At 59.8% G+C, this 12,056-nt stretch carries 9 protein-coding genes and 1 pseudogene; 8 read left to right on the forward strand and 2 right to left on the reverse strand.

Annotation, left to right across the window (positions count from 1 at the left end):
* Window positions 1-202: 202 nt before the first annotated feature.
* From J3A98_RS10510 to J3A98_RS10525, 4 genes are all read left to right on the forward strand, one after another.
* The gene (locus J3A98_RS10510; RefSeq protein ID WP_209965934.1) at window positions 203-1,258 is read left to right on the forward strand and encodes a zinc-binding dehydrogenase; all 1,056 of its coding nucleotides are present in this window, start codon (window positions 203-205) and stop codon (window positions 1,256-1,258) included.
* Window positions 1,259-1,316: 58 nt separating this feature from the next.
* Window positions 1,317-2,777, forward strand: coding sequence for an aldehyde dehydrogenase (locus J3A98_RS10515; RefSeq protein ID WP_245355146.1), 1,461 nt, complete (start codon window positions 1,317-1,319; stop codon window positions 2,775-2,777).
* Between the two features lie 109 nt (window positions 2,778-2,886).
* On the forward strand, window positions 2,887-3,777 hold the full coding sequence (locus J3A98_RS10520; RefSeq protein WP_209965938.1) for an MBL fold metallo-hydrolase: 891 nt from the start codon (window positions 2,887-2,889) through the stop codon (window positions 3,775-3,777).
* Window positions 3,778-4,047: 270 nt separating this feature from the next.
* A complete protein-coding gene (locus J3A98_RS10525; protein ID WP_209965940.1) occupies window positions 4,048-5,235 on the forward strand; it encodes an MFS transporter in 1,188 nt (395 codons plus the stop codon).
* A gap of 143 nt (window positions 5,236-5,378) precedes the next feature.
* On the opposite strand, the gene J3A98_RS10530 is transcribed toward J3A98_RS10525, so the two are convergent.
* On the reverse strand, window positions 5,379-6,194 hold the full coding sequence (locus J3A98_RS10530; protein ID WP_209965942.1) for a carbon-nitrogen hydrolase family protein: 816 nt from the start codon (window positions 6,192-6,194) through the stop codon (window positions 5,379-5,381).
* Window positions 6,195-6,316: 122 nt separating this feature from the next.
* Here J3A98_RS10530 and J3A98_RS10535 point away from each other — a divergent pair, with 122 nt between their 5' ends.
* From J3A98_RS10535 to J3A98_RS10545, 3 genes and pseudogenes are all read left to right on the forward strand, one after another.
* A complete protein-coding gene (locus J3A98_RS10535; RefSeq protein ID WP_209965944.1) occupies window positions 6,317-7,129 on the forward strand; it encodes a LuxR C-terminal-related transcriptional regulator in 813 nt (270 codons plus the stop codon).
* Window positions 7,130-7,188: 59 nt separating this feature from the next.
* Window positions 7,189-8,670 carry an APC family permease gene (locus J3A98_RS10540; protein WP_348635622.1) on the forward strand — a complete coding sequence of 494 codons (1,482 nt, stop codon included), beginning with the start codon at window positions 7,189-7,191 and terminating at the stop codon, window positions 8,668-8,670.
* A gap of 204 nt (window positions 8,671-8,874) precedes the next feature.
* Window positions 8,875-9,135: pseudogene (locus tag J3A98_RS10545) on the forward strand (hypothetical protein); the annotation flags it as partial.
* A 40-nt stretch (window positions 9,136-9,175) separates the two neighbouring features.
* On the opposite strand, the gene J3A98_RS10550 reads toward J3A98_RS10545, so the two are convergent.
* Entirely contained in the window at window positions 9,176-10,840 is a 1,665-nt protein-coding gene (locus tag J3A98_RS10550) for an electron transfer flavoprotein-ubiquinone oxidoreductase (protein WP_209965948.1), read from the reverse strand.
* A 295-nt stretch (window positions 10,841-11,135) separates the two neighbouring features.
* On the opposite strand from J3A98_RS10550, the gene J3A98_RS10555 reads away from it, so the two are divergent.
* Window positions 11,136-11,993, forward strand: coding sequence for a MaoC family dehydratase (locus tag J3A98_RS10555; RefSeq protein WP_209965950.1), 858 nt, complete (start codon window positions 11,136-11,138; stop codon window positions 11,991-11,993).
* Window positions 11,994-12,056 lie beyond the last annotated feature (63 nt).

Raw genomic sequence — 12,056 nt, forward strand, 5'->3', positions numbered from 1 at the left:
GCCCTAGTCGAATCGACGCTTCGATTTATCGCGTTTGCCCCATGCCCGGTAAGCTCTTAGCCTCATGCAAGAGGGATATTGCCTGTCCCGGTGCTGGCCAGATGCGTGGCCTGTTTCACTTCTGGCAAGCGTCCAGGGGCATTCAAACGCAACGGCAGCACCCGACTACCAACAACAATCAAGCTAATGCTGAGGGCGCTGAATGCGAGGCATGATTTTCAAGGGGCAGTGCGAAGTCCAAGTCAAGGACTTCCCGGACCCCACCCCAGGACCGGGCGAGGCCATCATCGAGATGAAAGCCTCCGGCATGTGCGGTACCGATCTGCATTACTACCGGCACGGCATGCACGAGGCCCTCGGTATGCTCGGCCTGAAGGAGCGCATGCGCGGCGACGACATCATCGGCGGGCATGAGCCCTGTGGGGTAATCGCCGCAGTGGGGGCTGATGTGGACGCGCGGGCATTCAAGCCGGGCGATCGGGTCATTGTCTTTCATTACAAAGGGTGCAGTCACTGCGAGCATTGCCGTAGCGGCTGGACCCAGTTGTGCGATCACGGCGCCGACATCTATGGCGTACTCAACCACGGCGGGCATGCCACCTACATGAAGGTGCCGGTGTCCTCGCTGATCCATCTGCCCCAAGACATTTCGTTCAAGGGCGGTGCCGCCATCGCTTGTGGCACGGGTACGGCCTATGGCGCTCTGCTGCGCCTTGGCGTCACCGCTCGCGACACGCTGGCGATCTATGGTCTGGGGCCCGTCGGTCTTTCCGCCGCGCAGTTGGCTGCCGCCATGGGCGTAGAGGTGATCGGCGTCGATATCAACGCCGAACGCGTGCAGAACGCGAAGGCGTTTGGTGTGGCGCATGCCATCGATGCCAGCCGAGCTGACCCGGTCGAGCAGATCCACAGGCTCACGGCTGGCAAAGGCGCCTCCTGCGCCATGGAGTGTGCCGGTGGTGAGATACCCCGTAACCAGGCTGTGCGCAGCACCAGCATCTGGGGGCGGATTGCCCTGGTGTCGGTGGGCGGCAACCTGAGCCTCGATGTCATGAAGGACCTGATCGGCAAGCAGCGAACCCTGGTGGGCACATTCACGGTTTCGGAGGTCGGCATGAGTGACTGTGCGCGCTTCATCGCGGCCCACGGTGTCGAGGTGGACAAGCTGTTTTCCAGCGAGTGGTCCCTTGAGCAGGCCGGCGAGGCCTATGCCGATTTCAACCAACAGACAGGCGGCAAGGGCGTGATCGTCTTCTGACCGCCCTGTGTTCTGGCCAAACCGTTCAGTGGCGCATTGGTGCCCAATGGAGATCATCATGACCAAAAGAACCATTTCCCTGAAACACCCCGATCGGCTATTTATCGGTGGGCAGTGGGTAGTGCCCGCCACCTCTGAAACCTTCGATGTGCTTGACTGCTCGACCGAGGAGGTCGTCGCCACTGTGGCCAAAGCCTCTTCCGAGGATATGCAGCGGGCGATCAACGCGGCGCGGGAGGCATTCGACGACGGGCCCTGGCCGCGCCTGAGCCCACAGGAGCGTGCTGTCTATTTAGAGAAAATTGCCGAGCGCCTCGAGGCGTTGAATGACGAGTTCGCGCGCATCTGGTCTATCGAAACAGGCATTGTCTACAAGGTCGCCCAACCGCGTATCGGCCTGTTCATCAGTGGCGCGTTTCGGCAATACGCGGCGATGGCCTCGAGCTTTCCCTTCAGTGAGGCGCATCAGTCGGTGACCGGAAACCCGGCTTATCGCGTTTATGAACCGGTCGGTGTAGTGGGGCAGATCATTCCTTGGAATGGTCCTGCGGGGTTGATGGCCTACAAGACCGCGCCGGCGCTGCTGGCCGGGTGCACGATGGTCATCAAATCACCGCCCGAAGCGCCATGTTCGGCGTACCTGCTGGCGCAGATCTGCGAGGAAATCGGGTTGCCTTCTGGCGTCATCAACGTCGTGACGGCGGACCGGGATGTGTCCGAGGAGTTGGTTCGCCATCCGGGCGTGGACAAGATCACTTTCACCGGGTCGACCGGGGCAGGCCGCAGGATCGCCTCCATCGCCGGGGATCGCGTCGCCCGCGTAACGCTGGAGCTGGGCGGCAAGTCGCCGGCCGTGGTGCTTGACGACTATGACATCGAAACGGCCGCCGCCACTTTGGGTAACTCCTACTTTGGCTATAACACCGGCCAGATCTGCCATAGCCTGACCAGGGTCATCGTTCCACGGGCCAAGCACGACCAGATGGTCGAGGCGCTGGCGAACATCGCGCGCAAGATTGTCGTCGGCGACCCGTTTGCCGACGATACGACCTCCGGCCCGCTCGCCAGCGGGCGTCAGCGGGAAACCGTGGAACGTTATGTGGCAAAAGGTATTGCCGAGGGGGCTACGCTGGTGACGGGAGGAAAGCGCCCTGAAAACCCGAAAAAAGGGTTCTTCTACGAGCCTACGGTCTTTGCCAACGTCGACAATCGCTCCGCCATTGCCCAGGAAGAGATTTTCGGGCCGGTGCTGTGTGTCATTCCCGCCGACAGCGAGGCGGATGCCATTCGCATGGCGAACGACACACCGTTCGGACTTAATGCTGCGGTCTTTACCAACGATCGTGAAAAGGCGTTGCAGGTGGCACGCCAGCTTCGCTCCGGTACTGTGGGGCACAATGGGCCCCGCACTGATTTTTCGATCGGCTTCGGCGGGTTCAAGCAGTCTGGAATTGGTCGTGAGGGCGGGGTAGAGGGCTTGTTGGCCTTCATGGAGTCCAAAACCATCGTCCTGGCCTGAGCTCTTCATCGTCGCACGCCTGGCGCTGGATCGTCAGGCGTGTCGTCTTTCGCCACTGCAAAAGCACTAACATTGAACATCGGAAATGGCCCATTGAAGGGGATGTGTCATGAAATTAGAGGTAGTGCGTACGCAGATAGGTGCTGCTGAAATCCTCCAGGTCATCGAGTTGGAAATAGGCCCGCAACTGGCTTGGCTCCTACCTGATACGACGCCTGACAATATTCGGGCAATCGAATGGTTGAAGCCTCCCTATCGTAATGCCGACTTTTCATTGAATGCGCTCTCTCAATGTTTCATCGTCAGGTTGAATGGGCGCACGCTGGTCGTGGATACCTGCATCGGCAATGACAAGACCGTCACGGAGGTCGCTGAGTGGGAGCATATGGATACCGGTTTTCTCGAAGCGCTGGATCGCGCCGATATCGATCGTGGCGAAGTGACCGATGTCTTGTGTACCCACCTGCATATCGACCATGTGGGTTGGAACACCTATCTACACGAGGGCCGGTGGCTGCCTACTTTCCCTAATGCCAAGTACCATTTTGCCCGGGGTGAGTATGAATATTGGCTAGAGGCTGCTCAGCAGAGCCCGCAAGACATGCATTCTGTCTCGTTTGGCGAGTCCATCCACCCGGTGGTCGAGGCTGGGCTGGTGAACCTCGTCGATGCACCGTGTGAGCTGGGTGACGGCATCTCCATCCTGGCGACCCCCGGGCATACTCACTCGCATATCGCCGTCATGATCGATAGCGGCTGTGGCGATATCATCATTGCAGGTGATGCGTTTCACCACCCGTGCCAAGTCGCAAGGCCGCATTGGGCTACCGTGAGTGATCATGACCAGCGTCAGTCCACTATGACAAGGGAGACGCTGCTCTCGACATGCGCTGACACGCCGACATTGCTTGCGGGGATTCACTTCAGCACACCTTCGTTCGGTCAAATTTGCTCAACTGAAGAAGGCGGGTACCTCTTCAAACCTTTCGTTTCGAAATGAATGGATCGTTACTTCCTGCGCTGCACGCTCCTCGGTGAAGGGCGCGCTCTTACGAGGACTTAAGGGCAATTCATCGCTTGGGAAGCGGCACTTCATGCATTGCCAGTTGGATCGATCGCTGCGATCGCTAACCATCCAACAATAATAACCAGGCATCACGTGCCCCAGTGCCATATCGACGGGGCTGGGATTTGAGGCGAGATGCCGCCCCCGTCCCCGCAATGCAGTGCTGCTGTCTGGTTCGACGGGATTGGAGTGGAGCGAAGTATTATGGGGCAGATCCAGCAGTATCGACCAGACCGGATGAGCATCCGTGACAGGTTGAGTTTCATGGGTACCTTGGCGATTGCAGGGCTGAATATTTCTGCGCTGGGCTCGGCGCGACTGATAGTACCTTTGATCGCACTCTCGCTGGGCGCAAGCGCTACGCTTGTGGGCGTCATTGCTGCGGCGTTCACCGCTGTCCCCATGGTCTTTAGCGTGTCATTCGGGCGCTGGCTGGACCGTGCGGGAACCTTGATGCCGATCATGAGCGCCGCACTGCTCATCGTTGGTGCAACGTTGACGTTCTGGGTATTCCCGAGTTACTACGCGCTTGTGGTCGTTGCAGGTCTCGTAGGGGCAGGCGCGGTGTTGACCCACATGGCTGCCACCCGTGCTGTCGGCTCGATTGCGACAGAAGCGCAACGCCCTCGATATCTGGGGTACTTGATCCTCAGTTATTCGCTATTCCAGCTGGTGGCTCCAGTGTCGGCAGGGGCGATGTACCAGCATCATGGTTCGGTCGCTGCAATCACTTTGCTTGGAGGATTTTCCGTACTGTCGATTCTCGCGATCAGTCTTCGTCAGCATCATTTCAGGCACGAGCGTCGTGGGCCCGTGGAGAGAGTGGCCCGTCAGGGCATCTATCCGTTGTTGCGTGTGCCTGGCCTGATGGTTTGGATACTGGTGAGCAGCCTCTTCTTCGCCGCACAGACCATTTTCCCATTTGTGATATCACTGCACGCGGTTGCCAATGGCATCTCGCCCATTGAAGCCGGTTGGTTGCTCGGCGCGTTTGCCGGTGGCGCATTCATCTCCAGGTTCTTCACACCCGTTCTGACCCGGTATGCCAGACCACGCCCGACGTTGGTGGTGGCAATGATTCTCGGCGCTGCCATTTACGCGGTGATACCGTTCGCCCATCAGGTCGTCACCCTGAGCGCTCTGAGCCTACTCCTCGGAATGCCATTGGGCGTTGGTGTGCCTGTCTCCTTGGCAATGATTTACGACACTGCACCGGCAGAGCGGGTCAATGAGTCGGTGGGGTTGTCCATGACCGTTAATAACTGCCTACAGACAATTTTTCCCTTGGCCTTGGGCGCACTGGTTCACACATTCGGAGTTGCGCCGATGGTTCTCGCATTCTCGCTGATCATGCTTGGGTGTGCCGCGATCAGTTCCAGAAGTTCGGCGTGATTTTCCGCGCTTTGGCGCCCCACTTCAGCTCGGTTGCCCAAGGGATGGACGCGACGTCCGAAGCCTGGCCAAGGGCCTAGACATGAAAGTACACAGATTGTCGCGTCCAATGCGTGATAACAAGCACGGTGTCTAAGACGGCCTCAGCTGATGATCAATTCCCGTAGGCCATTGGCATGCTCGACCCGCTCCCCAGGCAACGCAACGCGCTGGTTCGCTCTGTAGTCGTGGAAGGCTCGGGCCCTATCGATCTGCGACAGGTCCAGGGTCACGGTGTGACGTGACTCACCCCTGCCTGCCTCGAACAGGGTCTTGCCAAAGGGGTCCACACCCAGGCTGTGGCCGACAAATACGCAACCGTCAGGCCCCTTGCCCACGCGGTTGGATACCACCGCGAAGATCTGGTTCTCCATCGCCCGCGCCATCACTGACACGCGGTGTACGTTGTCCTCCGGTTCGGACAGGCCGTCGGTGATCAGCACCACCTGCGCATCGAGAGCCGTCAGCGCCCGCGCGGTCTCTGGGAATTCACTGTCATAGCAGATCAGCAGGCCGATGCGCACGCCTCGCCATTGCACGGTCGCGAAGCGATCCCCCGGTACCACGATGCCATGCTCCGGCACCCACAGGTGGGTCTTGCGATAGGTGAGCAAGATGCCCTCCGGCGCGATAAGCAGCGTGGTGTTGTAGAAAGTGCCGTTGGCATTTTCATAAAGACCCAGCACCACCGCCACATTGTTCCGGCGTGCCGCTTCGACCACCGTCTGCACGGCCTCGCCCTCAATGGCCTCGGATAGCATGCCCACGTCCTCCTGGCTGAGGAAGCCGGTCAGGTGCGACTCGGGGAACAGCACGATGTCGGTGTCCGGTGCACACTGGCCAATCGCCTCCAGGATGCACTTGAGGTTGTAGGGCGTGTCGCCATCGCGTGTCGTTGTTTGTACCACTTCGATCTTCATGGGCCATCCATCTTATAGTGTCCGACCGATTGTGGTCGGGTGACTTTTGTAAAAGGTGATGCAAGTATGAAAACAACGACTATTAAAACAATCACGCTGAGTGGTTAACCCAGGGGGTAGGCATGGGCCTGAGTTTGCAGGATCTTTCATGGCATCAGGGCATCGGCCAATGCATTGAGCACCTCGATCGGCCCAGTTTCTGGCGCACGCTGGCAACGCTAGTGGGCGACTTCGTCGAGGTGGACTCCTGGGTCGCCTTGCTGTTCAGCCACGACAAACCGCTGATCTTCGATCAGAGCCCCTACGGCCGGGAGGGCGTCGATCCACTGGTAAGCGAGTATGCCAATGGCCTGTACCTGCTGGACCCGTTCTACCTCAACAGTCGTGAGCATCCCGTGACCGCTCTGGTGCGGCTGGCCGACATCGCCCCGGAGCACTTCCACCAGACCGACTACTACCGCCTGTATTTCACCCACAACGTAGTCGCCGACGAGGTGCAGTTCAACGCTACGGTGGGAGAGGGGCGAACGCTGTGCCTGTCGCTGGGCGCTTGTCGGCGTTTCAACGCCGAACAGCTTGCCGTGCTGGAGCTGGTGCGGCCCTGGCTGATCGGCCTGATGCGTCAACGCCTGCACTTCGAGGGCCTGCCGGAGCGGGCGCCTGCGAAATCGGCGCTGGATTGCACTCATGGTCGCGACGAGGCGCGCCAGCAGTTGGAGTCGGTGCTCACCGCACGAGAGTTGGACGTGGTACGGCTGATTCTTTCCGGGCACTCCAACAAAGAGGCGGCGGCTAAGCTCAAGCTCTCTGTGGAGACGGTGAAGGTTCATAGACGCAATGTCTATCGCAAGCTGGACGTGAACTCCCAGAGCGAACTTTTCTCGTTGTTGTTCCTGGCTGGCGGGGACCTCAGGAGCCTGCGTCTCACCCCTTGATAACCCTAGGGTTAATCATTCGGCGTTATAGGAATTGGCGCACGGATCCGCATACTTGAGTGGCTGACGCCCTTGCGCGCGCAGCCCATGCCTTCCGTTGCTCACGCTCCGGGAGCCCGTTCTCAGCCTCCGACAAGAACACAAGAGAGGATGACCGATGGCCCATTCCATTTCTGACCAGGCCCCTGGCCGCATTACTGCAAGCGGGGAGGCCGCCGATGCCTGAGCCGATTTCCATACCCTTCAAATTGTCGCTCACCTCGCTGGTGGTTTTTGGCCTCGCGTATATGTGCCCAAGTCTGGTGATGGTGATCTTCGGCGTGATTGCCGAAAGCAGTCAAGGCATCGCGCCCACGGCCTTCCTGCTGGCCACAGGGGCGATGCTGCTGTCGGCGCTAAGCTACGCCAAACTCTCGCGGCTGTTCCCGGTGTCAGGTTCGGCCTACTACTACGCCAAGCGCCTGCTAGGCCCCAGCTGTGGGTTCTTAGTCGGCTGGACAGTGCTGCTGGCGTACCTGTTCATGCCTATGGTGGCTTGGCTGCTGCAATCGGTGTTCCTCAACGCGCAGTTCCCGATGGTGCCAACCTGGGGCTGGCTACTGATCAACATCGGCCTGACCACGGCGGTGAATGTCAGTGGCATGGCGCTGACCGACAGGTTGAACAAGCTGCTCACCGCGCTGAGTGTGATGCTGGTGCTGTTGTTCGTGGGCTACTGCCTGAAATACTTGGCGGGCCAGCCGCAGGTGGGCTTCACCCAGGCGGTGTGGAATACTGACAGCAGCCTTGCCGGGTTGACCGCTGCGGCCGCGATCGCGGCCTACTCCTTCCTGGGGTTCGACGCGGTGACCACCCTCGCCGAAGAAGCCGAGCAACCGCAGCGCGATATCCCACGTGCGGTGATCCTGGTGGTTTGTCTGGGAGGACTGTTGTTCACAGCGGTGGCCTACATTCTACAACTGAGCCATCCCGGCGGCCTATTCGATGATCCGGAAACTGCCACCTATTCGATGTCGATTGCCGTAGGCGGGCAGTTCTTTGCTGACTTCATCAACCTGGGCGGGATCATTGGTGGCTTTGCTTCATGCCTGGCTGTGCAGGTCAGTGCCAGCCGCTTGCTGTATTTCATGGGGCGTGAGGACGTGCTGCCTCGACGTTACTTCGCGCGTTTACAGGGCCCGAGCCAGACACCGAAGGTCAACCTCCTGCTGATCGCAGGCGTGGGTTTGGTCGGCATTTTCGCGGATGTCGGTTCGGCCACTTCGCTCATCAATTTCGGTGCCTTCCTAGCCTTTGCTGCAGTCAACTCCTGCGTGATTGGCTACTACATGCGCGAGCGGCATATGCAGCGGTTGAGTGTAAGCAGTTTCGTAGTGTTTCCGATGTTGGCCATTGGTGTGAACCTCTATCTGCTTTCGCTTTTGAGTACCGCGGTGATCGTGGTGGGTGCAGGCTGGCTGGTATTTGGTGGGTTGTACCTGATGTGGATCACGATGGGATTTCGCAAGCCTGTGCCTGGATTGATCGAATTGGAGTCTTGAGCGCTAGCCCTTCATATCCACCACGCCGAACAGACCATCCCGATGGTCGCCGCTCGTTGCTGACTCCCTAGGCAGCACCGATCAATCATCCAACAACAAGAACCCTGCACGTGCCGGTCGTCGTCCCGATGCTGACGACCCGCCAGGAGCGTATTCATGCAATCGAAGTCAGTGAAACTTGGCCTGGCCCTGCTGCTGGGAATAATGGGTAGCGTCGCCACAGCGGCGACTTCTAGTGTGCACCTCTACAATTGGTACGACTTCATCGAGCCGGAAACACCCAAAGCATTTGGGCGAGACTCTGGTAATTCCTTGGTGCTGGATACCTTCGACAGCGTCGATGTAATGCAAAGCAAGCTCATGGCCGGCCGTACCGGTTATGACGTGGTGGTGGTCAGTGGCGATGCTCTGCCCAATCTGATCAAGGCTGGCGTGGTGACCGCAGAGCAGGTTGCCCGCCAGCGTGCTCATCGATGATTGGCACGCAGGTGAAACGGCCGTTTTCTCACATGTTTGGATAGGTGGGCCCGCCTGCGCCTTCAGGGGTAACCCAGGTGATGTTCTGGGCCGGGTCCTTGATGTCGCAGGTCTTGCAGTGCACGCAGTTCTGCGCGTTGATCTGGAAGCGTTTGGCGCCGTCTTCCTGGGTGACCACCTCGTATACGCCGGCCGGGCAGTAACGCTGGGCCGGTTCGTCGTACAGCGGCAGGTTGCTGGCGGTTGGCACGTTCGGGTCGGCCAGCTTCAGGTGGCAAGGTTGTTCCTCTTCGTGGTTGGTGCTGGAGAGGAATACCGAGCTGAGCTTGTCGAAGCTGAGCTTGCCGTCCGGTTTCGGGTAGTCGATTTTTTTCGACTCTGACGCAAGCTTGAGGCAGGCATAGTCCGGCTTGGTGTCGTGCAGGGTGAATGGCAGCTTGCCGCCGAACCAGTTCTGGTCGACATAGTTGAAGGCTGCGCCCAGCAGGGGGCCGAACTTGTGCATGGCCGGGCCGAAGTTGCGGCTGGCGAACAGTTCCTCGTACAGCCAGCTGGCCTTGAACGCGCTGACATAACCGTCGAGCTGGTCACCACCCTCGCGGCCGGCCGCCAGGGCCTCGGCCACCGCTTCAGCGGCGAGCATGCCGGACTTCATGGCGGTGTGGCTGCCCTTGATCTTGGAGAAGTTCAGGGTGCCGAGATCGCAACCGATCAGCGCGCCGCCGTTGAAGACCATTTTCGGCAGCGAGTTCAGGCCGCCTTTGCAGATGGCCCGGGCACCGTAGCTGATGCGCTTGCCGCCTTCGAGGTACTGGCTCATCACCGGGTGGTGCTTGAGGCGCTGGAATTCGTCGAATGGCGACAGGTACGGGTTGGCGTAGGACAGGTCGACGATCAGGCCGACCACCACCTGGTTGTTTTCCAGGTGGTAAAGGAACGAGCCACCGGTGTTGTCCTTGGCCACCACGTCCAGCGGCCAGCCGGCGGTGTGCACCACCAGGCCCTGCTCATGCTTGGCCGGGTCGATTTCCCAGATTTCCTTCAGGCCGATGCCGTAGTGCTGGACGTCGGATTCGCTGTCGAGGTTGAAGCGCTTGATCAGCTGCTTGCCGATATGGCCGCGGCAGCCTTCGGCGAACAGGGTGTACTTGGCACGCAGTTCCATGCCTGGGGTATACAGGCCGTCCTTCGGGTTGCCTTCACGGTCGACACCCAGGTCGCCGGTGACAATGCCGCGGACCACGCCGTTTTCGTCGAACAGCGCTTCCTGGGCGGCGAAGCCCGGGTAGATTTCCACACCCAGGTTCTCGGCCTGCTGGGCCAGCCAGCGGCACAGGTTGCCCAGGGAAATGATGTAGTTACCGTGGTTGTGCATGGTCTTGGGCACGAACAGGTCCGGGACCTTGGTCGAGCTGCCGGCGTCCTTGAGCACATAGATATCGTCGCGCTTCACTTCGGTGTTGAGCGGCGCGCCGAGTTCCTTCCAGTCGGGGAACAGCTCGTTCAGGGCGCGGGGTTCGAACACCGCGCCGGAGAGAATATGAGCGCCTACTTCGGAGCCTTTTTCCACCACGCAGACGCTGATCTCGCTACCGGCTTCGGCGGCCTTCTTCTTCAGGCGGCAGGCGGCGGACAGGCCTCCCGGGCCGGCACCGACGATGACCACGTCGAATTCCATATATTCGCGTTCCACTTTCGATTTCTCCTGACAGGGCTGAGCGGCGAATGTTGGGAAGCGGGGCGTTGCCGCAGCGCCGCCGCCTGTGTCGGGATCATTGAAAATGCGAAACGATATTTCAATGTGCGAAACGTCATTGTTCCGCCTGGCGCAACAAGTGGCGGGATTCGGTCAAAAGGTCATTCCGCTCTTCGGAACGCACCCTCTCTGGCGGTTGTGCCGGGGTGGGAAATGCCCTGACGATAATTTGAAACAAGATTTCGCATGTTGAAACCACGCATTTGCCACAAGATCAAGACAGGAGGGCGCGATGCCCATCGATGCCGACCAGTTGCTCAGCTACCCGATCCCGAGCGTGCGCCAGCGCCTGGCCGCACGTGAGGCTGCGTTCTATGCGCTGTCGGTAGGTCTGGGACAAGATCCTGAGGATGAGCGCCAGTTGCGCTATGTCGACTATACGCAGGCGATATCGGTATTGCCGTCCATGGCCTTGGTACTGGCGCACCCTGGGTTCTGGCTGGGTGATCCACGGTCTGGCGTCGATGCCACTCAAGTGGTGCATGGCGAGCAGGCGCTCACCCTGCATCAGCCATTGCCGGTGGACACTGACCTGACCAGTGAAACAGTCATCGATGGCCTCGTGGACAAGGGGCCGGGGCAGGGCGCGCTGCTCTATACGCGCAAAACACTCAAGAACGCGGCCAATGGCGAGCTGATCGCTTCCACTGTGAACACCACCTTCATTCGCGGCGGCGGGGGATTTGGAGGGGGAGATGTGGCACGAGGCCCCAGTCTGCCGCACCCTGAAGGTGAGCCGGCATTCGTCGTCGATCTGCCAACCCGCCCCGAGCAAGCGCTGTATTACCGCATGAATGGCGACCACAACCCGTTGCACGCCGATCCACAGGTGGCCGCCAAGGCCGGCTTCCCACGCCCGATTCTGCATGGGTTGTGCTCCTTCGGGGTGGTGTGTCATGCGTTGGTACGCAGCCTGTGCGACTACCAGGGAGGGCGTCTGCGAGAAATGTCCTTGCGCTTCGCTGCGCCGGTCTACCCCGGGGAAACCTTGCGTTGCGAAATCTGGCGCGACGGCGCCTTCCGTGTCTGGGTAGTGGAACGTGAGGTGTTGGTGATCAGTCACGGGCGGGCATCGTGGCAACAGCCCTGATATTCCGAAGTACGGAACAATCCGACCACTTGCTTTGACGCTACCGCTTCCTGGGCGGTTAAT

Source organism: Pseudomonas sp. BP6 (genome assembly GCF_017875935.1).
GTDB classification, from domain to species: domain Bacteria; phylum Pseudomonadota; class Gammaproteobacteria; order Pseudomonadales; family Pseudomonadaceae; genus Aquipseudomonas; species Aquipseudomonas putida_Y.

Excerpts from the sequence above, each read along its gene's own strand:
- J3A98_RS10510 (WP_209965934.1), top strand. The coding sequence starts at position 203 with ATGCGAGGCATGATTTTCAAGGGGCAGTGCGAAGTCCAAGTCAAGGAC.
- J3A98_RS10515 (WP_245355146.1), top strand. The coding sequence starts at position 1,317 with ATGACCAAAAGAACCATTTCCCTGAAACACCCCGATCGGCTATTTATC.
- J3A98_RS10520 (WP_209965938.1), top strand. The coding sequence starts at position 2,887 with ATGAAATTAGAGGTAGTGCGTACGCAGATAGGTGCTGCTGAAATCCTC.
- J3A98_RS10525 (WP_209965940.1), top strand. The coding sequence starts at position 4,048 with ATGGGGCAGATCCAGCAGTATCGACCAGACCGGATGAGCATCCGTGAC.
- J3A98_RS10530 (WP_209965942.1), bottom strand. The coding sequence starts at position 6,194 with ATGAAGATCGAAGTGGTACAAACAACGACACGCGATGGCGACACGCCC.
- J3A98_RS10535 (WP_209965944.1), top strand. The coding sequence starts at position 6,317 with ATGGGCCTGAGTTTGCAGGATCTTTCATGGCATCAGGGCATCGGCCAA.
- J3A98_RS10555 (WP_209965950.1), top strand. The coding sequence starts at position 11,136 with ATGCCCATCGATGCCGACCAGTTGCTCAGCTACCCGATCCCGAGCGTG.